Annotated in this window: 18 protein-coding genes and 1 pseudogene; 8 read left to right on the forward strand and 11 right to left on the reverse strand. The window is 49.9% G+C overall.

The window, feature by feature from the left end; genetic code table 11:
- Positions 1-149 precede the first annotated feature (149 nt).
- The 10 genes from araA to dnaN all read right to left on the reverse strand — a co-directional run bounded on the left by araA (position 150) and on the right by dnaN (position 14,511).
- The gene (gene araA / locus HMPREF9156_RS0105875; protein ID WP_007147853.1) at positions 150-1,664 is read right to left on the reverse strand and encodes an L-arabinose isomerase; all 1,515 of its coding nucleotides are present in this window, start codon (positions 1,662-1,664) and stop codon (positions 150-152) included.
- Positions 1,665-1,684: 20 nt separating this feature from the next.
- Positions 1,685-2,383, reverse strand: a complete 699-nt coding sequence (locus HMPREF9156_RS0105880; protein ID WP_007147854.1) for an L-ribulose-5-phosphate 4-epimerase — start codon at positions 2,381-2,383, stop codon at positions 1,685-1,687.
- 82 nt (positions 2,384-2,465) lie between these two features.
- On the reverse strand, positions 2,466-4,184 hold the full coding sequence (locus HMPREF9156_RS0105885; protein WP_029246395.1) for a xylulokinase: 1,719 nt from the start codon (positions 4,182-4,184) through the stop codon (positions 2,466-2,468).
- A gap of 278 nt (positions 4,185-4,462) precedes the next feature.
- On the reverse strand, positions 4,463-5,743 hold the full coding sequence (locus HMPREF9156_RS0105890) for a LacI family DNA-binding transcriptional regulator (protein WP_007147856.1): 1,281 nt from the start codon (positions 5,741-5,743) through the stop codon (positions 4,463-4,465).
- A 60-nt stretch (positions 5,744-5,803) separates the two neighbouring features.
- Positions 5,804-6,403 carry a DUF3566 domain-containing protein gene (locus tag HMPREF9156_RS0105895; RefSeq protein ID WP_007147857.1) on the reverse strand — a complete coding sequence of 200 codons (600 nt, stop codon included), beginning with the start codon at positions 6,401-6,403 and terminating at the stop codon, positions 5,804-5,806.
- A 9-nt stretch (positions 6,404-6,412) separates the two neighbouring features.
- A complete protein-coding gene (gene gyrA, locus HMPREF9156_RS0105900) occupies positions 6,413-9,157 on the reverse strand; it encodes a DNA gyrase subunit A (protein WP_007147858.1) in 2,745 nt (914 codons plus the stop codon).
- Between the two features lie 58 nt (positions 9,158-9,215).
- The gene (gyrB, locus tag HMPREF9156_RS0105905) at positions 9,216-11,291 is read right to left on the reverse strand and encodes a DNA topoisomerase (ATP-hydrolyzing) subunit B (protein WP_007147859.1); all 2,076 of its coding nucleotides are present in this window, start codon (positions 11,289-11,291) and stop codon (positions 9,216-9,218) included.
- Positions 11,292-11,486: 195 nt separating this feature from the next.
- Positions 11,487-11,990, reverse strand: coding sequence for a DciA family protein (locus tag HMPREF9156_RS0105910; protein WP_007147860.1), 504 nt, complete (start codon positions 11,988-11,990; stop codon positions 11,487-11,489).
- A complete protein-coding gene (locus tag HMPREF9156_RS0105915) occupies positions 11,990-13,348 on the reverse strand; it encodes a DNA replication/repair protein RecF (RefSeq protein WP_007147861.1) in 1,359 nt (452 codons plus the stop codon). The genes HMPREF9156_RS0105910 and HMPREF9156_RS0105915 overlap by 1 nt, the downstream gene beginning before the upstream one ends.
- A gap of 38 nt (positions 13,349-13,386) precedes the next feature.
- On the reverse strand, positions 13,387-14,511 hold the full coding sequence (gene dnaN, locus HMPREF9156_RS0105920) for a DNA polymerase III subunit beta (protein WP_007147862.1): 1,125 nt from the start codon (positions 14,509-14,511) through the stop codon (positions 13,387-13,389).
- Between the two features lie 145 nt (positions 14,512-14,656).
- Here dnaN and HMPREF9156_RS0105925 point away from each other — a divergent pair, with 145 nt between their 5' ends.
- Positions 14,657-14,953 (forward strand): hypothetical protein, encoded by a 297-nt coding sequence (locus HMPREF9156_RS0105925; RefSeq protein ID WP_155998868.1) that lies wholly within the window; start codon positions 14,657-14,659, stop codon positions 14,951-14,953.
- A 144-nt stretch (positions 14,954-15,097) separates the two neighbouring features.
- On the opposite strand, the gene dnaA is transcribed toward HMPREF9156_RS0105925, so the two are convergent.
- Positions 15,098-16,867, reverse strand: coding sequence for a chromosomal replication initiator protein DnaA (gene dnaA / locus HMPREF9156_RS0105930; RefSeq protein WP_007147864.1), 1,770 nt, complete (start codon positions 16,865-16,867; stop codon positions 15,098-15,100).
- 425 nt (positions 16,868-17,292) lie between these two features.
- On the opposite strand from dnaA, the gene rpmH reads away from it, so the two are divergent.
- From rpmH to HMPREF9156_RS0105970, 7 genes and pseudogenes are all read left to right on the forward strand, one after another.
- Complete coding sequence (gene rpmH / locus HMPREF9156_RS0105935) at positions 17,293-17,427, forward strand: 50S ribosomal protein L34 (protein WP_007147865.1); 135 nt, start codon at positions 17,293-17,295, stop codon at positions 17,425-17,427.
- Between the two features lie 245 nt (positions 17,428-17,672).
- The gene (rnpA, locus tag HMPREF9156_RS0105945) at positions 17,673-18,110 is read left to right on the forward strand and encodes a ribonuclease P protein component (RefSeq protein WP_007147866.1); all 438 of its coding nucleotides are present in this window, start codon (positions 17,673-17,675) and stop codon (positions 18,108-18,110) included.
- Positions 18,111-18,301: 191 nt separating this feature from the next.
- Positions 18,302-18,649, forward strand: coding sequence for a membrane protein insertion efficiency factor YidD (yidD, locus tag HMPREF9156_RS07080; protein ID WP_081482459.1), 348 nt, complete (start codon positions 18,302-18,304; stop codon positions 18,647-18,649).
- Between the two features lie 84 nt (positions 18,650-18,733).
- The gene (gene yidC / locus HMPREF9156_RS0105955) at positions 18,734-19,726 is read left to right on the forward strand and encodes a membrane protein insertase YidC (RefSeq protein ID WP_007147868.1); all 993 of its coding nucleotides are present in this window, start codon (positions 18,734-18,736) and stop codon (positions 19,724-19,726) included.
- Between the two features lie 194 nt (positions 19,727-19,920).
- Positions 19,921-20,445, forward strand: a pseudogene (locus tag HMPREF9156_RS07345) (Jag family protein); the annotation flags it as partial.
- Between the two features lie 370 nt (positions 20,446-20,815).
- Complete coding sequence (locus tag HMPREF9156_RS0105965; protein ID WP_007147870.1) at positions 20,816-21,826, forward strand: 16S rRNA (guanine(527)-N(7))-methyltransferase RsmG; 1,011 nt, start codon at positions 20,816-20,818, stop codon at positions 21,824-21,826.
- A 438-nt stretch (positions 21,827-22,264) separates the two neighbouring features.
- Positions 22,265-23,272, forward strand: coding sequence for a ParA family protein (locus HMPREF9156_RS0105970; protein ID WP_007147871.1), 1,008 nt, complete (start codon positions 22,265-22,267; stop codon positions 23,270-23,272).
- The last annotated feature ends 668 nt before the right edge of the window (positions 23,273-23,940 follow it).

Below are 23,940 nucleotides of genomic sequence, written 5' to 3' on the forward strand. Positions count from 1 at the left end.
GACCGGTTCTGAGCACAAACAGCACTTTTAGACGCACAAACAGCATGACTAAGGAATACAATAAAACCCTGCTGCTTTCAGACCGCAGGCAGCAGGGTAGAAAGGGCAGAAGGATATTTCAGGCTGCAGGGGTGCCCTGAGGATACCCTTTAGAAATGCCCGTTAAGCCGATAATACACATCGCTGAGCTGAAGCCCTTTCTCGAAGCCGGCAGCGGATGTATCCTCATCAATAATAGCAAGCTCTACACCGGCTATGCGTGCAAAATCTTCCCAGGCCTCACGACCGGCAGCGGTAGTCATGCATGTATGGTGGGCGGCACCCGCAAGAAGCCAGCACTGGACAGATGTTTTCAGCGACGGTTTAGGCTCCCACAATGCACGTGCGGTAGGAAGCTTGGGAAGCTCCCGGTCCGGCTGCACAACGTCCACCACATTCATAACAAGGCGGAACCGCTCGCGCATATCGGCAAGGGAAACAACAACAGCGTCTTTCTTAGGCGTAGCGGTAAAAACCAGACGCACCGGATCTTCTTTCCCGCCAATACCAAGCGGATGTATCTCAAGGCTGGCTCTGCCGTCAGTCTTCAGCGTTGGCGAGACTTCCAGCATATGTGCTCCCAGTATTTTTTCTTTTCCGGAAACGAAATTGTAGGAATAATCTTCCATCAGCGAGCAGCCGCCTTCAAGGCCATACCCCATAACATTCCCCACGCGCACGAGTACGGAAGTTTTCCAGTCTCCCTCTGCGCTGAAACCGTAACCGTCCGCCATCAGACGCTGTGCACCGACACCGGGGAGCTGCCTGAGCGGCCCGAGGTCTTCAAAATTATCCGTTGCTGCCGCTGCGCCAATATCAGCAAGCATATTGCGCATGCCTGCTTCCTCCCGGGCAGCTGTAACCAGGGAATCATACCGTGAATCAAGAAGCTCAGGGGCTATATCATATTCACGCTTATAATCGTCGATGATCGCCCTGACCTGGTCATCGCCTGCCTTATCAACATATGCTGCCAGTTCATTGACCGGCCAGGTATTGACGGAAGTCCCGAATACACGCTCTGCTTCCGTTTTGTCGCCTTCAGTCACAGCGACATTGCGCATATTGTCGCCCCAGCGGCAGACCTTCATAGTGTTGGCGGCATTCCAGCCCGCACATGCCCGTGCCCACACACCGATACGCTGTGCAACATCAGGGTCGGTGTAGTGTCCCGCAACGATTTTACGCGGTATCCCAAGGCGGGTGACAATATAGCCGAATTCACGGTCGCCATGGGCAGCCTGGTTAAGGTTCATGAAGTCCATATCCATGGTATCCCAGGGGATCTCAAGGTGATGCTGGGTATTGAGCTGGAGCAGCGGCTTATGGAGTTCGTTCAGGCCGCGTATCCACATTTTTGCCGGGCTGAATGTGTGCATCCATGCAATCACACCGATGCATTCCGGGTGCGATGAAGCATCGATCATAAAATTCCTTATAGAGTCGGAATCTTTCAGCGTCGGTTTCAGGACCAGCTTCACGGGGATATCCGGAGAGGCATCCAGCGTTTCCACAATATCATGGGACTGTCTGGCTACCTGCTGCAGGGCTTCTTCGCCATACAGATCCTGCGATCCGACTGCAAACCAGATCTCTTTGCCCTCAAACGGGTTTTCCATTGCCATAATTACTCCTTGGTTATTAACTATTTGCCTTGCTGGCCGTATACGTTCTGATAACGGTCATTGAGTCTGTCGATATCTTCCTGCGGGATAGGGATCACTCCCCCTATCATCTGCGCTGCCCACACTGTATGGGCAACTTCTTCCGTCATAGCTGCCGCCTTGACTGCTGCTTCAGCACTCCTGCCAATAGTGAACGGGCCATGGTTCTGCATGATGACAGCGGGGGATTTCGGATATTTTTTCAGTGTTTCGACCACACCTTCGCCGATAGCTTCAGAGCCGATAAGCCGGAATGGCCCTACCGGGACTTCTCCGCCAAATTCATCACCCATCATGGTGAGTACGCAGGGGATATTCTTCCCTGTCGCTGCCCAGGCCGTGGCATATGTGGAATGGGTATGGACGACACCGTATACTTCCGGCATCATGCGGTAGATATATGCATGGGAAGCAGTGTCGGAAGATGGGGCTGCCTCGCCGTCTACCACATTCCCTTCCAGATCGCACACCACCATAGATTCCGGCGTAAGGTTTTCGTACCTTATGCCCGAAGGTTTGATAACCATGAGATCCGCGGTATGCAGGCGCTGTGATACATTCCCGGCAGTCCATACTACAAGGTTCCATGCAATCAGCTGCTGGTGGAGGTCTGACACTTCTTTCCGCACGCGCATGACTTCGCTGCGGGTTTCCTGAGGATAATCATTGAGAGTTGGCATATTGCTCCTGTCTGTCTATTTGTTTTCCCAATAGTTACGGCATCGTAGTTTTCACTGCTGCCGGTTTCCGACGCTTCCCACCTCACTGTTGCTGTGCAGTGTTTTCATCGGCACTGTCATCACTGATAGTCCTGACGGCTTCCTTTTCCACAGGAAGGGCTGCGGTAAAACGCCTGAAGAACTTTTTAAAACCTTCAACGTCGTCAGGGCAGGGCTGCTCTGTGGATGGCCGGGCATCAGCGAATACTTCCGTATCAAGGAAATCCGCAAGATCCTGCGTTTCCCCGGCTCCCGCGCAGCGCAGCAGATATGCTGCAAGGACTGCCATGCCCCAGGCACCGCCTTCAGAAGCAGTGGGCATTACTGTGACAGGAACGTTGAATGCTGCGGCAAGTATGCGCTGCGCGACTACAGGGGTGGTGAATATACCGCCATGGCCAACCAGGGTATCTATAGCCACATGCTCATCTTTCACCATAATATCCATGCCGATTTTCACCGGACTGAATGCAGAGAACAGCTGCGCCCGCATAAAATTCCCCAAAGTCATGCGGCTGTGCGGGCCGCGGGCAAATACCGGCCGCCCTTCTTCCAGGCCGGCGAGAAACTCCCCGGAATAGAAACAGTAGTTGATAAGCCCGCCCGCATCAGCATCCGCACTTATGCCGGACGGAAACTGCGGACTGGAACGATCAGAAGGGCTGTCAGTAAGCGCCGCAGTGAACAGTGTGGAATACACAGTATCCATATCCATTGCCATACCTGCAGCCTGTGCAAACTGGCTGAAAATACCCACCCATGCGTTGAGGTCTGAAGTGAAATTATTGGCGTGCGACATCCCCGCAGGATCCCCTGAAGGGGTAGCGACGATATCGATTTCAGGATGGAGCCGTTCAAGCCTGTGTTCCAGGACGACTGTAGCAAATATCGATGTCCCTGCTGATACATTGCCTGTACAGGGACGTACTGAATTTGTCGCTACCATGCCGGTCCCCGCGTCGCCTTCCGGAGGCGCCATCGGGATGCCCGGTCGAAGCCTGCCGCTGGGATCAAGAAGCTGCGCACCTTCTGCAGTCAGTGTCCCTGCATCCTCCCCTGCTGCAAGCGGCTGAGGCAGGATACCCCGGATGTCCCAGGGCTGCTGTGATACTTCCGGAAGACTTCTGAACCGGCTAAGGAAGCCCTCTTCCCATGTATGTGTCTGAGAGTCTATGGGGAACATGCCCGATGCATCGCCGACCCCCAGGACTTTACGCCCGGTAAGTTTCCAGTGGACATATCCTGCAAGCGTAGTGAAATACGCCAGCTCAGGGACATGCTCTTCCTTGTTGAGTATCGCCTGGTACAGATGCGCGATAGACCAGCGTTCGGGGATATTGAACCGGAACAGATCCGACAGCTTTTCGTGCGCTTCGCGGGTACTGGTATTGCGCCATGTGCGGAACGGTACGAGAAGTTTGCCATCTTTGTTAAAAGCCAGGTATCCGTGCATCATTGCAGAAAAACCGAGCGACCCGACAGCAGTAAGCTCTGCCTCGTATTTCCCTTTAAAATCATCAGCCAGGCTGGCATATGCATCCTGAAGGCCGGACCAGATATCATCCAGTGAATACGTCCACAGCCCGTTTTCCAGACGGTTTTCCCAGCCATGCTCCCCTGAAGCAAGAGTCTCATACCTGTTATTAATCAGGACAGCTTTGATCCGCGTGGAGCCGAACTCGATCCCCAGTGAAGTCCTGCCTTCGGCAATATCCTCGGCAGCACGCCCCGTATTCGGCAACATATGTGTTTCAGCTGCCATTCCCGCTGCCGTATCAGCTACTGTGCCAGCCATGCGGCACCACCTTTCGCGTATCCGGCCCGCAGCACTGTAAATGCGGACCCGTCCAGTAGTCCAGTACCCCTTAGTACTGTTTTTGGAACCGTCTCACCGTTCCCGTCTGTGGAAACATTACGGATGGATTCTGTTTCTGCTTTTCTTTTCCGTATTTATATGTGAGCGCTCACACATCAAGTATAGCACTAAAGAGATTCTATACACGCGCCGTGTTGTCTATTCCACTATCTTTACAGGTACTTTTACAGGCTTTCCCGTCGGATAAACTGTGCAGGGACCTGGATAACACCGTGCCGCTGAGGCAATACAGCAGCATCCCTGTTCCCTGTGAGGCCTTTCTTCCAGCCCTTTATCCCATTCCCTGCTTCTGCGCCACTGGATACATCCCCTGCAGTTTCTTCCGGACCTTCTGCGCTTCCGGGATCCTCAACAGCATTAAGGAGTATCTCCATAGCCGTTGATCCGAGCATCCCAAAATCCGGTTTTACTGTGCTCAACGGCGGGCATGTACTGTCTGACCCGGGCATATCATCATATCCGGCGATTTTTACCAGCCTCCGGCCCGTATCCCTGTTATCTATATCCAGGCCCGGGTATTCGCCTAAAGCGCGTAAAGCACCAAAGGCAAGCAGGTCATTGGCACAGACAACTGCGATATTACGGCCTTCACGGAACTTGCCGCTTTCAGGCCCTTTGTCCCCGAAAGTCTCTCCCAGTATGGCCTCTACTGCCGAATACCCTGCCTGGGCATCCCATGAGTCCGCGTCAATAACAGTGCTCTCCATCCCGAGTTCCGTACACGCTGCTTCCCATGCTGCACGCCGGGTATACGCATCGCGCCACTGCAGGGGCCCTGCAAGATAATAGGCTGCATTATTCCTAGCTCCGGCGGCTGCGGAACCCGAATCCTTAGCCCCCTGATGCCTGAAACAGTCAGAATATACTGTTTCTGCAATACAGCCCACTGCATCCCATTGGTCAATACTCACAGCATACACGGTACTGTTTGCCTCAAGATACCCTTCAATATCCTCATCCCCATCCGATCCGGTAATGATCACACAGGGGACATCAAACCGCACCTGCTTAACGGCATGGAGCATGGCATCAGTCGGAGCAACGATCACATATGCCTCGGCACCAAGCTGGGAGAAACCTTGCATAATAGAGGAAAATTCAGTATCTGACAGCCCCCGTTCGTCAACATTGGCCAGGGAAATAAAATATCCGCGGGCACGGGCCGTCTGTTCCAGTGCTGATATCGTAGATAATGGCCCGAAATAATTGATGCCGCCTGCTATGACTGCGATCATCCGCGAATGCCGTGTTGCAAGTGCACGGGCAGACTGGGAAGGCTGATAATGCAAGTGCCTGATGGCATCTTCAACTTTCATCCGCGTCTGTTCAGCTACATATCCGGAATTATTGATCACACGGGAGACTGTCTGCCGGGAAACACCGGATGCATATGCCACATCATCAATCGACGCACGCCTGCTGCCTGACGGATTATCACGTTCCATAGGACCCGCCTTTACCTGCTGTTTCCAGCCTGGCATAACCGGGTACCCGGACCTGGTCTGTTAATCATCACCAAGCGTTACGTGGATCCCGCCTACAAGGCGGCTGGAAACATTGTACAGAAGTGCCCCAATTGCTGCCATCACGCAAATAATAACGATTTCGAATACCGACAGGATCGTTATTGCACCAATGACCCTTGGAAGGCTGAGGATATCTGTCAGATTGAATGAAGAGCTGATCCTGGTACCAAGCTCGTTGACAACATCAAACAGGCCTACCGCATCTACAATAAACCAGATAAGGGTTACGGCAACAAGCTGGATTATGGCTCCGGCAATAGAAAGCATGAACGCCATTTTGGTGACAGACCATGGATCCACCCGGGTTATTGACAGGTTCATCCGGCGGGCGCGGGGCACACCTGAGCCTGTACCGGCTGAGGAAGAGCTTCCGGCACGGCTGGTATCCCCCGGCTGCTGGGAAGTTCTCGCATGACCTCCGGAATTTGCTGCCGGACGGACAGCAGACCTTGCCGCAACCTCCTGGGCATCACGTGTAGTGTACTGTGTTTCGGCATTAGGATCCGCCATCTGCTGGGCAGATGCGTCCTGCCGGGCGTCGTACCGTGGATCCTGCGGCTGCGGAGTTTCTGCCGTCATAATACCCTCCTACTCAGCTGAGCTTGTGCCCGCTGCGCTATCGGTTGTTATTCCTTGTTCAACTGTACTCCTGGTGCTGCCATCCCGGTCCGCAGCGTCAGAGTTATTTACTGAATCTTCAGTATTCTGTCCGTCACCAGTTTCATCATCTTTTTCAGCATTCCGGGCGATAGACAGGATCTCATCATCCTTACCGGTTTTCGCTAGGGTCACACCCTGTGTATTCCTGCCGGTACGTTTGATCTCCGAAACATCCGAACGGATGACCTTGCCTGATTTCATAATGGCCATCACCTGGTCATCTTCATGGACTACCATAGCGCCGACAAGAGATCCCCGGTCCTCCACAAGATTGATGGCTTTAACTCCATAACCGTTGCGCCCCTGCAGACGGTATTCGCTTAACGCAGTACGCTTGGCAAAACCCTCATTGGTAACTACAAGAAGGTCTGAATCCGAATCAGCCGGGATAACGTCCATGCTCAGCAGGAGGTCATTGCCGGGCTCTCCGCGGAATTTCATCGCCTGGACACCTGCAGTCTGGCGTCCCATAGGGCGCAGGGTCTGGTCATCTGCCTGGAACTTAACGCTCATGCCTTTCCGCGAAACAACAATGATTTCATCATCACTGTTGCATAGTGCGGCACCGATAAGTTCATCAACGACCGCTACCTTCTTGCCGTCGGCATCAGTCCTGTAAGCACCTTCGATCTCGCGCAGACGTACGGCGATCAGGCCTCCCTGGCGGGCAGAATCATATTCTGAGAGATGGGTCTTCTTGACTCTGCCGCTGCGGGTTGCAAGGACCAGATACTGTGCTGCGGAATAATCCCTGATAGAGAGGACCTGCTGTATTTTCTCATCAGGCCCCAGCTGCAGGAGGTTAGCAACGTGCTGGCCTTTGGAATCGCGGGAACCTTCCGGGACCTCATAGCCCTTGATACGGTATACCCTGCCCTGGTTGGTAAAGAACAGCAGCCAGTTATGGGTACTGGTAAGGAAGAAATGGTCCACAACATCATCTTCACGCAGCCGGGTCCCTTTGATCCCTTTGCCGCCCCGATGCTGAGCCCGGTATTCATCAGCTTTTGTACGTTTGATATAGCCGGAATGCGTTACTGTTACAACAACATTCTCCTCAGCTATAAGATCCTCAACATTGACTTCGCCGGAGAACGGGAGTATCTGTGTGCGGCGCTCATCACCGTATTTGTCAACGATTTCATCCATTTCATCGCCGACAATGGCGCGCTGGCGCTCCGGGCTGGCAAGGATATCATTATAGTCAGCGATCCGGCGCATCAGCTCATCGTGCTCATCAATGATCTTCTGCCTTTCCAGTGCAGCCAGCCTGCGCAGCTGCATGGCAAGGATGGCGTCCGCCTGTACCTGGTCAACATCAAGCAGCCGCATCAGGCCCGCACGGGCCTCATCTACATCCGGCGACCTGCGGATAAGCGCTATGACTTCCTCGATCATATCCAGCGCTTTCAGATACCCCTGGAGGATATGGTCGCGCTCTTCCGCCTCACGCTTCAGATACCGGGTGCGCCGTTCCACAACATCAAGCTGATGCGATACCCAGTGACGGATGAATGCGTCAAGGCTGAGCGTACGCGGCACGCCGTCCACCAGGGCAAGCATATTGGCGCCGAATGTCTGCTGCAGCTGGGTGTGCTTATAAAGATTGTTGAGCACTACCTTCGGGACAGCATCACGTTTAAGGACGAGGACCAGACGCTGGCCTGTACGCCCGGAAGTCTCGTCGCGCATATCAGCGATACCCTGGATCTTCCCGTCACGTACTGCTTCCCGTATTGAAGATGCCAGCCGGTCAGGGTTCACCTGGTAAGGGAGTTCAGTCACCACCAGACACAGGCGGCCGTTGATCTCTTCAGTATTGACTACGGCACGCATAGTGATCAGGCCGCGCCCGGTACGGTACGCCTGCTCAATGCCTCTGTGGCCGAGGATCGTTGCTCCTGTTGGGAAGTCAGGCCCCTTAATAATGGCGATCAGATTGTTGAGGAGCTCTTCACGGCTGGCATCCGGATGGTCCAGCGCCCAGTGGACCCCCTGCGCGACTTCACGCATATTGTGAGGAGGGATATTCGTCGCCATGCCTACAGCAATACCTGCCGAACCGTTCACCAGAAGGTTGGGGAACCGGCTTGGCAGCACTGTAGGTTCCTGGGTCTTGCCGTCGTAGTTGGGGACAAAATCGACGGTATCTTTATCAATATCACGTACAAGCTCCATAGCCAGCGGTGCCATGCGGCACTCTGTATATCGCATGGCAGCTGCAGGATCATCTCCAGGAGACCCAAAATTGCCCTGGCCGTCCACAAGCAGATACCGCATCGACCACGGCTGTGCCATACGTACCAGCGTGTCATAGATAGCAGCGTCGCCGTGGGGATGGTATTTACCCATCACATCACCGACAACACGGGAGCATTTGTTATAACCGCGGTCCGGCCGGTATCCCCCGTCGTACATCGCATAGATCACACGGCGGTGCACAGGCTTCATGCCGTCGCGGACATCAGGCAGTGCGCGCTCAACGATCACTGAAAGGGCATATGCAAGGTATGATTCCCGCATTTCCTGCTGCAGGTCCATTGCCCTGATACGGGTGCCTTTCAGCAGTCCGAAATCTTCGTCGCCTGCCTGAGGGCTTACAGGTTCAAGCGAATTATCCGCACCGTCTGCCGGTTCTTCGCTGCTGAGATCTACTTCATTATCGTCTGCCACGGTTCTTCCTTACCTTTGATGTTCCTGTTCCTGTCGATATCTGCACTATAGGGATTGGCTATGCATCTATGAAGCGCGCATCACGGGCATTACGCTGGATGAACAGACGGCGCGGCTCCACATCCTCACCCATCAGCATGGAGAATGTCTCATCCGCCTGTGCAGCATCCTCAATATGTATCTGCTTCAAAATGCGGTGCTCAGGGTCCATTGTGGTTTCCCATAATTCCTGGTATGTCATTTCACCCAGGCCCTTATACCGCTGGATACCTTCGCCTTTAGGAAGCTGCCTGCCGGAAGCCCGCCCTTCCTCCAGCATACGGTCACGCTCAGCGTCGGTATAGACGAAATCGTGCGCGCCTTTCGTCCATTTCAGCCTGTACAGCGGAGGCATTGCAACATATACATAGCCTTCAGTGATCATAGGCCGCATATAGCGGAAGAATAATGTCAGGTTCAATGTTGCAATGTGGGCGCCGTCAACATCAGCATCAGCCATAATGATGATCTTATGGTAGCGTACCCTGCTCACGTCGAAATCTTCCCCATATCCTCCGCCAACTGCGGTAATAAGGGATTCAATGGTGTCTGACTTCATCATACGGTCAAGCGAAGCACGTTCTGTATTGAGGATTTTCCCGCGTAAAGGAAGAATAGCCTGGGTTATCGGGTTGCGCCCCTGGATTGCGGAACCGCCTGCCGAATCACCCTCTACAATGAACAGCTCGCATTCTGCAGGGTCTGAAGACTGGCAGTCTTTCAGCTTGTCAGGCATCCCGGCTGATTCAAAGATCGACTTGCGCCTTGTTGATTCACGCGCTTTTTTGGCTGCCAGGCGTGCCCGGGCGGCTTCCATGCCTTTCTGGATGATCGACTTCGCTTCGCTCGGATGGGCATCGAACCAGTCGGCCATCCGTTCTGTCATAACGCGCTGGACGAAGGTTTTAGCGATCGCATTGCCGAGCTTGGTTTTCGTCTGCCCTTCGAACTGCGGGACTGTCAGCTTAACGGAAATCACCGCCACAAGCCCTTCACGCACATCATCACCGGAGAGGTTTTCATCTTTATCTTTAAGGATGCCTTTTTCACGGGCATACCGGTTAACAAGGCCGGTAAGCGCGGCGCGGAAGCCTTCTTCATGGGTCCCGCCTTCAGTTGTTGAGATCGTATTGGCAAAAGTGTGGACAGATTCAGAATACCCTGAAGTCCACTGCATGGCGATCTCAGCAGAAATACCCTGCTGCGTATCTTCTGCATCAATATCAATGATATCTTCTTCGATCACAGCGGATTTTTTGGCTTTGACCAGATAATCGACATAATCCTTAATGCCGTTGACGTACTGGTACGTAACCGTACGATGCCCATTTCCAGAAGGATTATTATCCTCTGAGGCAACTTCATCTACAGCTTCATCTACTGTGCGCAGATCAGTCAGGGATATTTTCAGCCCTTTATTCAGGAAGGCCATCTGCTGGAAACGCGCGCGGAGGGTCTCGAAATCATATTCTGTTGCATCAAATATCTGAGGGTCTGCCCAGAAAGTTACAGAAGTACCTGTGCTTTCGCCCTCATCCATAGCCCTGCCTTTTTTCAACGGGGCTGAGGGCCTCTGATCGATATACGTCTGGGTCCAGTGGAATCCCTGGCGGCGCACTTCAATATCCACTCTGGTAGAAAGCGCATTCACAACGGAAATACCTACACCATGGAGGCCGCCGGACACAGCGTAGCCGCCGCCGCCAAATTTGCCTCCTGCATGCAGTTTGGTCATAACTGTTTCCACACCGGACCGGCCTTCTCCCGGAACTTCATCAACAGGGATTCCGCGGCCGTCATCTATTACCTGCACACCATTATCCGGCAAGATCGTCACTTCAATATGCGAAGCATACCCCGCAAGCGCTTCATCAACTGAATTGTCAACTATTTCATAAACCAGATGATGGAGCCCCCGCGGGCCTGTAGACCCTATATACATTCCCGGACGGATACGTACAGCTTCAAGCCCTTCAAGGACTCTGAGATCGCTCGCATCATAATGGTCCGGTTTTATATCGTCGTCAAGCTGCTCGCCGTTGCCCTCACGCTGAGTTTCCTTCTGTACCTGTCCATTTTCTTCACTGCCAGCCAAGCTGTCCTCCTTAAACCCCAATATCGCCTTTGCCACATAAGCAATTTCGGAGTACTTTCCGCAAGTACTTCACGCTAAAAAGCACAGAAACGGCTCTTAAACGCATTCACACACAATATATATAGGGTACCAAAAGAAGTAGACGTTATGCTGCTGAAAAGCCTTCAGCGGATTATTTTGATGACCGGAGTCGGATCACAGGCCCCGCCGGTTTCCCCGATGCCTTCCTGCCGAAGATTGCGGACCAGTCACACGGATCTGGGTTACAGGAAGCCCCTGAAGCCGCTGTGATATTACTTTTTTCAGCTGCGGCACCATATATGTCAGCTGGGTAGCCCACACAGGGGAATCTGCTGTAATAACCAGAAGCCCGTCCGAATACGATCCCACACTCGTGTGCTGCGCAATATGGTTTCCGACAACGCTTCCCCACTGCGTCTGCAGTTTGGCAAGCATAAGGTTCTTTTTCCATATACCGCTGCCCGAAGTAAACAGTTTTTCCAGAGCTGTATCAAGATCCTTGGGGTCGCGCCCTTTTTTGCCGAAGCTGTCCCTGGCCTTTTCATTCATCAGGGCATAATCACGTTTCTGGGTAAACAGTTTTCTATACCGGCCGAATATCTGCGCAGGAAGCTTTTTCTGCGGCAGCCCGAGCCGCTCTGCTACGGGTGTTACAGATTCCCGGTTATTTTCTGCCATCAGCCGCCCCATATATCATCAGTATTGTCCCTGACTTTTTCAACATCAATAAGCTCTACGCCAGCATGCGTATCCATGTTGCCGGAAATAAATTCATCAGGTATATCGCTCTGTGATGCAGCAGTAATGATAACCTGCCCCTGACCTGCAGCAAAATCAACGATTTTTGTGCGTCTGTATATATCAAGCTGGGAGAAGACATCATCAAGGATAAGGATAGGCTTGTTCCTGGTCCCGTGAAAATTATTGTCGGAGTCGGACGGTGTATTTCCGGTATCATTATGGCGTTCATTATGCCCGGCAGCCATTTTCTCTGATAATACTTCAAACAGGGCCATTTTCAATGCTAAAGCCAGGGTCCATAATTCACCGTTTGACGCATATTCGCGTGCCGGCATTGAATTGAGGAAAAAGCCTATATCGTCGCGATGCGGTCCTATCAGGTTCCGTGCCTGGGCGGCCTCCCCTTCAAACAGCCGCTGGAAATGGCTGCTTATAGCGGAAAATGGATCATCAGGGAAATCATACACTTCCGTAAAAGACGGGGAATATTTCAGCGTTGCTTTCTGGCTGTCCCCTGCAATATGGGAATAGATCCGCGAAAACGGCCCTTCCAGCTGATCACAGATACTGGCCCTTAACCGGGTCAGCTCTATACCTGTGCTGATCAGCTGCCCGGTCCATACTTCCAGACTCGAATAATCCTGCGCGATACTCTGGCTATCATACCCCTGGCTGCTATATCCGCTGTACCGGCTATCGCCTTCAGGACCATAAGTACTGCTGCCCATATCCCTTCTGTTCGCAATGTTCTTCAGAAGTGCTGACCTCTGCTTTGAGACATGGGCATACTTCTGCAAGACCCTAAAATAATCCCGTATTATCTGTGACCCTGCACTATCAAGGAAACTGCGCCGCCTTGCCGGATCAAGAGAAATAAGCCATTGGTCTTCAGGGGTAAAAGAAACAGTTTTGATATTCCCCACTATATCGCGCAGATAAAGTGCAGGGCCGTTGTTGATGCGGGCACGGTTTGCACCTTTTGCAGGAATAGTTACCGTATACTGATCAGGTTTTGTTCCCGTCTTTTTTTCAGAGCCGGAAATATCAGGATCAGAAACATCCCGGCCTGATTCCACATTTGCCCGTATAACTGCACTTTTCTGCCCATGCTGTATAAGCGGCTGTGATGAGCCCGCCCTGTGGCTGGACCCTGTTGAGAGGAACTCTACTGCCTCAGCAATATTTGTTTTGCCCAGGCCGTTATGCCCAAAAAGTACATTGACATGGCTGCCCAGATCAAGGACGCAGTGGTCCCACGACCTGAAATAGTCAAGGGCAAGCCGCGAAATATGCACAGAATACTCTTTACTTTGGTTCAATAAGCCCGGGATGGTCAGTCAACAAACCGGACCGGCACCAGCAGATACCGGTAATCCAGCGATTCATTGCCATCCTGCTCCTGTTGTCCGTTAAATTCCACTGCCTTTATAGGAGAGACCATCTTTACGCGGACATACGGTTCATAAATTGCCCCCAGGCCTTCAAGAAGATAATTAGGGTTGAAAGCGATCGTAATGGGGTCTCCATCCATATCAACCGGGATCACTTCTGTTGCCTGGGATTCGTCAGCCGATCCTGCAGACAGGGTCACTTCGTTATTATCGAAAACCATACGGATAGGGGCATTCCGTTCTGCTACAAGGGATACACGCCGTATAGCATCAATAAGGGCATTTTTGTCAATAACCGCCTGGATCGGGTATTCAGAAACAAAAAGGCGGTCAACTGACGGGAACTCGCCATCAATAAGCTGAGTCGTTGAAACTTTCCCAGCGTTGGTAAAACTTACCAGTGTCGGCGACTCGCTGTTGAACCCAAGAACAACGTTCTGTGCAGTATCCAGGGAGCGTGAAATATCACGCAGGAGGTTTCCCCGCACAAGCAATGCTGTATCAGTATCATCCTGCGCAGGAGACCACGTAAAGGTTGACCGTGACAGACGGAAACGGTCTGTTGCAGTCATTTGCACTTTATCACCAGAAAAGGCTACACGGACCCCGGTAAGCACAGGCCTTGATTCTTCACGGGAAATAGCAACAGCTGCCTGGGCGATAGCGTGCGAGAAAGTATCTCCGTCTATAGCGCCTAAAGAGGAAGGTATTTCAGGAAGTTCAGGATAATCGGATTCAGGCATCAGCTGGAGGGAGAAGGTGGATTTTCCTCCTGAAACTGTTAATTTTGAGCCATTTGTTGATAAGTAGGTCTTCCCGCTCGGCAGGGCTTTAGCTATATCTGCAAGGAGCTTTCCCTGTACTATAACAGTGCCGTCTTCATCGATTCCTGCTTCAATGTGATGGCGCGCAGAAATTTCATAATCAAATGCTGAGAGCTGGAGGGTACCGTCAGCTGCTTCGAGCTTTACACCTGTAAGGATAGGTGTCGCAGGCCTGGCAGGGATAATACGGGTAGTCCATGATACAGCCTCTGAAAAAGCAGAGGAATCAATCTCAACCTTCATTAGTACCTCAGTTCGTAGTCTGGCAAACTTTAAGTCTTATGAGTCTATTGTAACGGGCGAACGAACATATACGAAACGGGATGGTGCATGCGGTTATGGCTAAAAGGGCAAGTATATAAATTAGATAGTAGTCGTAGTAGAGGCTGTGGAAGATGTGGAAATGGTGTATGAACCGCATGATATCAATTGTGAAGGCAACGGTTGCATGTGGAAAATCAGTTTAGAAAATGTGGATAACTTTGATGTTACTCACATGCAATATGTTATGGATTTTTTATCCTCAAAAATGTTAATTTTATTAACGTTTTTTGCCCATGTTTTCCACGCCAATATCTTACTTATCCTCAGGGTTATCATATATCTGTGGAAAGTATTGTGGATAAGTTTCTTCACAAAATGGAGAGGATGTAAAGGGAGGCAGCAGAAAAATAAAGCAAAATAGAAGCACAGTATATTTCTGTGAAAAGACGTAACAGGGAATTATTAATGAGGAAACCGTATAATCTATATATTTCAGGGATCGGCAGAATAGGCAGAACTGTACTGTTACATCCGTCCTGATGTATCTGAGCCGCGTAAATACTGGTCAATTACGGGAAACAGGGCTGATTGAATCTTTCTGTTTGATATACATAGTGATTTCATTGACGTTATTGTAGAGGGCGCGTTTTTTGCCCATCTCATTTGCGATCTTCTTGCAGGCATGCATGACTGTGGAATGGTCGCGCCCTCCGAATATTTCACCGATATCAACAAGGGAAAGGCTTGTCATTTCACGGATAAGATACATGGATACCTGCCGGGCTTCGGCAACGTTTTTTGTACGCGAAGGCCCGACGATATCGTCAAAAGTAAGTGTATAGTGATGCGCTACATTGGTGATAATGCTTGTAGGGGTAACTTCCACATCGGAATTGAAAAAATCATGGAGAGTCTGTTCTGCTAAAGTACGGCTCACCGGCTGGTCATTAAGCGTTGCTATAGCTGTAACGCGGGTAAGCGCTCCCTCAAGCTCGCGGACACTGTCTGTGATTTTGTCGGCGATATAATCGAGTACATCATTAGGGACAGGGACAGTACTGTTGGAGACCTTCAGCCGCAGTATTGCCAGCCGTGTCTCTTTTTCCGGCGGTGCAACATCAACAACGAGCCCTTTGTTGAAGCGTGTCCTCAGCCTTTCATTGAAGCCTTTGAGGTTATTAGGTGCAACATCGGATGCGATGACTATCTGCTTGCCTGTACTGGTCAGTTCATTGAACGTGTGGAAGAACTGTTCCATTGTTTCAGTACCGCGGAAAAACTGGATATCATCAAGCAGCAGGACGTCGACATTCCTGTATTTCTTGGTAAAATTAGCTAAAGCTGCCTGTTTCCTTGCCCCTGCAGCAAGAGCACTGACGAAGTCATTGACGAATTCTTCTGCGGTAACATACCGCACTGTTGCTTTAGGGTCCTGTCTGAGCACATAATTGCCGACAGCATTGAGCAGATGGGTCTTCCCCAGACCTGAACCGCCATAAATAAATAATGGGTTATAGTCTGCAGTTCCCGGAGCCTCAGCAACTATTACTGCTGCTGATTTTGCAAAGCGGTTTGATGTCCCCTGGACAAAAGTATCAAAAGTCGCGTAAGGGTTAAGGTGGGTGACGGCATTCCGCGATATCTGGGTTTTAGGGAGATGCGGCTGATTTTGTATATTATCGGCCGGCTGAGGTTCCCTGCCGCCTTCATATATCGGGTCATGGAACGGTGCATCCTTATGCTCTGCGGACGGCTCATTATGTAAAACCTCAGATGCGTGCTGCCCGTAGTGGGCAGGTGTGTACGGCTCTGTGTAGCCTTTTGTTTTACGCGGTGCAAAAGTGCTGCTGGTCCCGGTCCCTTCCGGGTTTTCCACATTTCCGATGAGGCCCGGATCAATACCGATATTTTCCGATATGCTCAGGTCCGGCTCATAAGGGTTTATCCCTGTTTCGGTTCCCAGTTCCGCATATCCGCTGCCGCCGTTATCTTTATACCCTGCATTGTTTCTGTTGATATCGCTGTCCGCAGTATTTGCAGTATCCGTATAGGGATTGTTCGGGGTATTGACTTTAACAATGAAAGTCATGGGTTTGTCAGACACAGTTGACAGGCATTCGTTGATATCATCATGGAGCTTGTTTTCCAGAGTAGAACGGAGTGAATCTGCGTCAACTGAGAGGATAATCATATTATCGAACACGCCCAGTGCGCTTACTTCGCTAACGAGGTTTGTATCGCGGGGACTCAGATACCCCTGGTCCTTCATATAATTCCGGGTCCGCGACCATAGCTGTTGAGCGGTAGGCTCAGTATTGCTATGATGTAAGGCCATAGTCCCTCCAATAATGAATCTTTCCGGTTCCAAATAAGTTCTCTGATGTGTACCAACATTTATAATCGCACCCACAGAAGTTATCCACAATTGGGCGTGTTGTAAATACATGAATGTGAATAACACGCGTGTAATTTGTGGATAAATTAAAATCAAGATCCTTGAGATATCCACATATTCACAGCGTTGATGTTGATAAGTTACATCAGTGTAGTTTTACTGTTGCTTACTGATACCCATTTTCAAATTGATCACAAAGAGGGGAAGAATGTGAAGAAGTTTGATTACGGTGTGATTCGTGGTATAAAGTAGAGGTTCTCCATAAACATAGTCATACGATTATGTAGAGTGGTAATAGTAACTTAATAGAGATTGACTCATGAGGAGCCACGTTTAAGCGTGGCAGGAAACGGGAGCGTTTTACTATGAAGAGGACTTTCCAGCCGAACAATCGCCGCCGCCATATGAAGCACGGTTTTCGTCAGCGTATGCGTACACGCACAGGGCGTGCGCTGATCAACCGCCGCCGTGCAAAGGGGCGTAAGGTACTCTCCGCTTAAGGATATAGTCTCAGGAGAGTGTGGACAGCAATATAGCCAAGGCTGCAGGCAGAGGTAAACTGCGGCTTTGGCTGTTTTACTGTACCTGCAAGTGCAAAGGTACACAGGTTTACAGGAAATACAGATAATGCAGCATAGTAACATAGCTCTATAAACAGGCACTGCACAGCAGCGCTTTGTTCATAATAGCCGTTTACTATTATCCATTTATTATTTGGGCGGTACTGGACCGGAGGCAACAGCGAATGGACAGACTTAAGGGCCATAAAGATTTTGTTGCTGTTCTGAAAAAGCACCAGAAGTTTTCCTCCCGGGATATTGTGCTCCATTACAGTATCTATCGTCAGCCGGAGCCTGGCAGTCCCCGGAAAGGTATAAAAAGCAGCCCTGTTACTGGATGCCGGGATATTGATATCAGGTTAGGGCTTGCCGTTTCCAAATCTGTTGGGAATGCAGTGATGCGTAATACAGTTAAACGGAGGCTCCGCGTACTGGCGAAGAAATATGAAGGCTATCTTACTGACCTTCCTTCGGCAGGAACGCTCTGTATTGATATAGTTGTACGGGCAAAGCCTTCAGCAGCTTATGCGCGTTTCGATGCGCTGGATTCCCAGATGGAAAAAATATATGCAGGGTTAAGGGAAAAATCCGCCGAATATCCTGCAGACAAGCCCGCCGCGTAATACGGTTTAGCAACTGGCTTGTAGAGGATCAGCACATGGCATCACAAGTACCGCAGGTATCACAAGGCCCCAGCAACGACGTACCTGAGGGAAATCCGCGCAGCAGCACAATGCTTCTTTCCAAGCATAAGGGTAATACCAATGCTGCGGATGCTGGCAGAAATACTGACGGAATACATAGGATACAGGTAATGCGCAAAGATCCATCTTGGGCACAGAAGGCCGTTATACGATGTATCAGTTTTTATCGCCGCTGTATTTCCCCCAACACTCCCCCATCATGCAAATATTATCCAACGTGTTCCACGTATGCACTGACCGCGGTAAAACGGTTCGGGGCTTTCCGGGGGTCGGTTCTGGCACTGCTGCGGCTGGCCAGATGCCGGCCATGGAGTAACGGCGGCATTGATGACGTGCCTCAGAAATTCTCGGTTTTTTACCGGTTCACGTGGTCGAAGGCGCATGAAGAACTCCGTATTGCTCCGTTAGCAGGAACAGATAGTTATGACGATAATAGTTCGCCACACGTTCATGTATAATTTAGACAGTACGAAATACGGAAAATAGCGAAATAGCAAGGAATACTGAACTTTTATTCAGATCTGCGGTATTAAGGGGAACCTATGTTATTAGATAGAGGCTTTTTCGGCTGGTTCTATACGATCCTGCGCCCGATCGAAGCAGCAATGGCGTACGTGATCAAGTTTTTCCACGATGTCCTTACAGCAATCGGATTGAGCGGGGCTCAGGGGCTCGCATGGTCCATTGCAGTTATGCTCCTGGTGGTGCTGGTCAAACTGATCATCCTTCCGCTGTTTGTACGGCAGATGCTGTCCATGAGGAAAATGCAGGCACTCCAGCCTCAGCTGCAGAAAATACAGAAAAAATATAAAGGCAAAACGGACAGGGCAAGCCGCGAGGCAATGAGCCGCGAAACAATGAAGGTGTATCAGGATAATCATGCGAACCCTATGGGTTCCTGTGTACCGTCTCTGATACAGGGACCTATATTTATGGCGATGTTCTACACGCTGTCTGCGGTGATATATATTGCCGATGGCAGGCGCGGGCCTCTGGGGGCGTTCGATAAGGCGGCTGCCCAGGGATTCTCCAATGCGCAGCTGTTTAATATCAAACTGTCATCAACATTTGCAACAGCTGATTCGGGCGGTAAAGTCACTATCGGTATTTTCGTTGCATTGATGTGTCTAACTATGTTTTATTCACAATGGCATAATGTCCGCCGCAATATGCCGAAAGCGTCTATGCAGGGCACGGCTTATCGGACGCAGATGCTTATGTCGTTCATTTTCCCTGTTATGTATATCTTTTCTGGTATCACATTCCCGTTCGCGGTACTGGTCTACTGGCTGACCAATAACATCTGGACTCTGGGCCAGACCCTCTGGCAGGTTTACAATATGCCAACTCCGGGCTCCCCTGCTGCTGAAGCTAAAGAGAAACGCGATTACAGGAAAGAACAGGCCCGCCGTGAGCGTGCCGGGGAGATCTCCCTTGAAGAAGAAGAGCTCCTCAAAGCGAAAGAAGCCGAGGAACGCCTTTCCGTTGAGGGTCACCAGCGCAAGCAGCCTTCACGGAAAAAGAAGAAAAAGTAGGGTCCGGGGCGGAACCTGTTATGTAAGGGAGTGTGCGTATTGTACAGAAAAGGTGCAAATATGATACATTACAAGTAGCAGTTAAAATTGACGGCGGTCCGTAAAAGGCCCGGAGAAAAATATTAACGGAAAATAATAAAGAAATATAGTTATTTATAAGAAGTACAGAAGCCTGGATCATAAAGGAGCATATTATGGCAGATGAGGACGTAAAGACAGTAGACCAGCTCAATGAGGAAGCTGATATCGCTGCTGATTATCTTGAAGAACTGCTTGATATCATTGATTACGATGGGGATATTGAGCTTGCTGTGCGTAATAACAGGCCGACCGTACAGATAGTGGCTGACGATGATGAGGATATCAAAAATCTTATAGGCAGGCATGGTGAGGTTGTTAACGCACTGCAGCAGCTTTCCCGCCTTGCTGTTCAGCAGAAAACAGGTGACCGCTCACATCTGATCCTCGACGTTGACGGTTATCTGACACGCAGGCGGAAGCATGTAGAGGATATTGCCCTGGATGCTGTTGATGAGGTACGCGAAACAGGTGAGCCGGTTTCACTGCGGTCAATGAACTCTTTTGAGCGCAAGATCGTCCATGATATTGTCCGCGAAGAGGGATTGAAATCGCGGTCCCATGGTGTTGAGCCGGACAGGTACGTCACTGTTTACCTGAGGGCGCAGGACAGCAGCGTTGATGATGGCTATGATGGTGAACTTGATAATGGCGGACCTGATGATCCGGAGTTTGATGAAGCTGAAGATTTCGTCAGTGGATCCCAGGACGGTTCCAGCACTGATGGTTTCGCAAACCGGTATGCCCATAATGCTGCAGATACGGGCAGTGTTTCCGTTTCGCGTGATTATGCTGATGAAGATAACGATGATGAGACTGAAACTGATGCTGATGAGATTGATACTGCCAGAGATGGCGATGCCAGTGACGCAGGTTACGTTTATCATGCAGGTGATGCCGATATTGCAGGGAACAGTAATGTTTCAGAATAACGGCAACTGAAATACCGGCAGAAGTACGGGTATCCTCACTATAAAATAAGGCTTGCGTCACATAAGGTCGTTGCAGTATATGGCTGATCAATTTGATAACTCCCCTCTTATTAAGAGTATTTTCAGGGATTCTTCAGAAAGGATGGAGTTTTTCCATAAAAAGCTGGAAAGCGAGGGGGTATTACGGGGAATTATTGGGCCGCGTGATGTTGATATCCTGTGGGAAAGGCATATCTTTAATTCGGCTGCCCTCCTCCCCTATATCAAAGCTGCTGCGGGGCAAGTCAGTAAAAAAGGAGGATCTGGGAAGAAAGCTGCTGTAGGTGATATTGGCAGCGGCGGCGGATTTCCTGGTATCGTGCTTGCATCCACCCTTCCTGATATTAGTTTTTTCCTTATTGAACCCATGGAACGGCGTTGTGAGTGGCTTTCTGAAGTAATCGATGAATTAGATCTTGTTAACACACAGGTCGTACGTGCCCGTACTGAAGAACTTATTTCTTATAAGAAGGCTGTTAATGGTGTATCTGGGGCACAATACCGCGGTGATCGGAAACAGAAGAGAAATCCAGGGTGTCGTTTGAAACGAAACGGCAAAAACAGCTATAACCGGAACCAGGATTTTATTGGGAATCCGAAGCTTGATCACAATCACGAGGCTGTTTTTAAGCAGGAGTTGGCTTGGGGCCAAGAACCGGTCTGGGATCGGGAACCTGCTCCAAACCGTGAGCCTGCCTGGAACCAGGGCTTAGCCCGGAGCCAGAAGCCTGATCGAAGCCGGGAAGCGGCCTCTGAACAGGATAATGGAAGTTCTTTTGATTCATTCAAAAGGGAAAATCCTCATTTTATGGGGTTTGATATTGTTACGTGCCGCGCTGTTGCACCAATGTCTAAATTATCTGGAATGGCTTTGCCGCTATTGAAAAGGCATGGTGAGCTGATTGCCCTTAAAGGCAAATCTGCACAGAGTGAGCTTAATAAGGCTGAAAAAGAGATGAAAAAGAATTATGCCGTATCGTGGAAAGTGGAGGAAGCATCTGTGGCTGAGGGGCTTGAGCCCACACATGTAGTTACAGTAGTAGTGCGTTGATTGTTGGTCATCGATTCTGTGTGTATTCCATTATGTATGATCTCTCGTTGAGTAGTATACGCCTGGAGCAGGGATTTCTGTGAAAAACCGTAAATAGGGTTCCATTACGTAAAGTGGTATCTTGGATTAGCGGCATCTTCGGAGAATACAGTAAATAGCCGAATACCATTAGCAGTATCGTATTGTGTAAATTATGTAAGATACTTTTGTCCATATACCTTTTTTACTCTTCCTCATCCACTCTTAATACTTCTTATATTCCTATATTTCCTATGCTTTCTATATTCCAACTCTCCATATACCTGCTTATATACTTTTTTACTTTATATCTGAGACCTTTTCTACTCAGTTTTCCACAGGCCTTATCCACATCAGCTTTTGAAAGTTGCGTGTGTCGAGGAAGTATAGAAGAATAGAAAAGACGACCAAGGAGGTATTATGTCCGATGTTTCACGTGAAACATTTTCAGACGAAAACGTCAGAGACGGTTCTGAGGAGCCAGTTTTTGAGTCTGCTCAGGACATACTGAAGCGTATTTTTGGCAATTCCTCCAGCGGTTTTGGTTCGGAACTGGCGGATGAGAAAGACAGGCTCCGTAAGCTGGACGAAATTGAATTCCAGCATCCCAGCGAGACCCGATACATTGCTATATCCAATCAAAAAGGCGGAGTTGGGAAAACAACTTCGGCTGTTAATCTTGCAGGAGCATTTGCTGACAGCGGATTGAATGTCCTTGTTATTGATATGGACCCTCAAGGGAATGCTTCCACTGCTTTAGGTATCCCCCATGGTTCCGATGATATCACAGTTTACGATGTGATCGAAGGCCGAAGCAGCATACAGGATGCTGTAAAAGCGTGTCCGGAGTTTGATACTTTGGATGTAGTGCCATCAAGTATTGACCTAAGCGGCGCTGAGCTGGAAATTGTTGATATGGATAACCGTACGGGGCTCCTTAAACAGCAGCTTGATAACTATATCAATAACAGCGATAAGCATTATGATTATGTCATCATTGATTGTGCACCGAGTTTGGGGCTGCTGGTTCTTAATGCTTTATGTGCAGTACATGAAGTACTGATTCCTATCCAGGCTGAATACTATGCACTTGAAGGCCTTGGGCAGTTACTCAATACTATCCAGCTTGTCCAAAATTCATTAAATCATAATCTGGTCATCTCAACTATGCTTGTAACGATGTTTGATAAACGTACACTTTTGAGCAGAGAGGTTTATGGTGAGATTAAGGAACATTACAAAGATATTGTCCTTGATGCCACAATTCCACGGTCAGTGAGGATCTCCGAGGCTCCTAGTTTTAATCAGACTATTATTACGTATGACCCTAAAGGGAACGGATCGATTGCATATCGTGAAGCGGCGTTAGAAATCAATAACAGAGCAGAGGGAATTATTGCAAGGCTAACAGAGAAAGGAAATAAATAATGGCGAAAAAATCACGCCTTGGTAAAGGTGTTGGAGCGTTGTTTCCCACGCTCCCAACGTTTGAGGAAAATGCAGGCGATGTTTCGTTCAACGAAGGACAGAAACATGGATTCGAAGGCAAGGATGCATCAGATAGCCCGAAGAGGCTGCATGGGAAGGATACTTCGTATTCTAACGGACAAAATGTTTCACGTGAAACATTCCACGGTGATGATGCTTCAGCTGAAGCAGACAGCAGTGATGTCCTGAGCAGGATCCGCGTCGGGAAGCGCCGTATGCCTTCGCTTGCTGAATCCATTCATCCAAGTAATTTCTTTTTCGAAGCAAGCGGTGTCCGGGAAAGCGATGTTGCAGCAGACAGCGAACAGTTAAGTGATACTGAGAACCATAAAGCTAAATCGGATACCACTGATCTTGAGGATACTGCAGCTGATAAACATAAGGATAACAGGGCAAAAGCAGCGGTTTCGGAGAGCGTGCAGCAACCGGAGCGGAATAGCGGTACAGCGGATGGCAGCGGAGTAAAAACTTCTGCTGTAAAGCAGCAGAAAAATACCAATACAGCGGAGAACCATACAGAAGACCTAGTTCAGAATCCGTCTGAAAATGTTTCACGTGAAACATCGGCTGCGAAAATTGTGGAAAAGAGCAAGGATCCTCATAAACAA

The organism is Scardovia wiggsiae F0424, from assembly GCF_000269605.1.
Taxonomy (GTDB): domain Bacteria; phylum Actinomycetota; class Actinomycetes; order Actinomycetales; family Bifidobacteriaceae; genus Scardovia; species Scardovia wiggsiae.

What these genes read in the sequence shown, in the direction of transcription:
- araA (WP_007147853.1), bottom strand. Translation starts at nt 1,664, where the DNA reads ATGGCAATGGAAAACCCGTTTGAGGGCAAAGAGATCTGGTTTGCAGTC.
- HMPREF9156_RS0105880 (WP_007147854.1), bottom strand. Translation starts at nt 2,383, where the DNA reads ATGCCAACTCTCAATGATTATCCTCAGGAAACCCGCAGCGAAGTCATG.
- HMPREF9156_RS0105885 (WP_029246395.1), bottom strand. Translation starts at nt 4,184, where the DNA reads ATGGCAGCTGAAACACATATGTTGCCGAATACGGGGCGTGCTGCCGAG.
- HMPREF9156_RS0105890 (WP_007147856.1), bottom strand. Translation starts at nt 5,743, where the DNA reads ATGGAACGTGATAATCCGTCAGGCAGCAGGCGTGCGTCGATTGATGAT.
- HMPREF9156_RS0105895 (WP_007147857.1), bottom strand. Translation starts at nt 6,403, where the DNA reads ATGACGGCAGAAACTCCGCAGCCGCAGGATCCACGGTACGACGCCCGG.
- HMPREF9156_RS0105910 (WP_007147860.1), bottom strand. Translation starts at nt 11,990, where the DNA reads ATGGCAGAAAATAACCGGGAATCTGTAACACCCGTAGCAGAGCGGCTC.
- dnaN (WP_007147862.1), bottom strand. Translation starts at nt 14,511, where the DNA reads ATGAAGGTTGAGATTGATTCCTCTGCTTTTTCAGAGGCTGTATCATGG.
- dnaA (WP_007147864.1), bottom strand. Translation starts at nt 16,867, where the DNA reads ATGGCCTTACATCATAGCAATACTGAGCCTACCGCTCAACAGCTATGG.
- rpmH (WP_007147865.1), top strand. Translation starts at nt 17,293, where the DNA reads ATGAAGAGGACTTTCCAGCCGAACAATCGCCGCCGCCATATGAAGCAC.
- rnpA (WP_007147866.1), top strand. Translation starts at nt 17,673, where the DNA reads ATGGACAGACTTAAGGGCCATAAAGATTTTGTTGCTGTTCTGAAAAAG.
- yidD (WP_081482459.1), top strand. Translation starts at nt 18,302, where the DNA reads ATGCGCAAAGATCCATCTTGGGCACAGAAGGCCGTTATACGATGTATC.
- yidC (WP_007147868.1), top strand. Translation starts at nt 18,734, where the DNA reads ATGTTATTAGATAGAGGCTTTTTCGGCTGGTTCTATACGATCCTGCGC.
- HMPREF9156_RS0105965 (WP_007147870.1), top strand. Translation starts at nt 20,816, where the DNA reads ATGGCTGATCAATTTGATAACTCCCCTCTTATTAAGAGTATTTTCAGG.
- HMPREF9156_RS0105970 (WP_007147871.1), top strand. Translation starts at nt 22,265, where the DNA reads ATGTCCGATGTTTCACGTGAAACATTTTCAGACGAAAACGTCAGAGAC.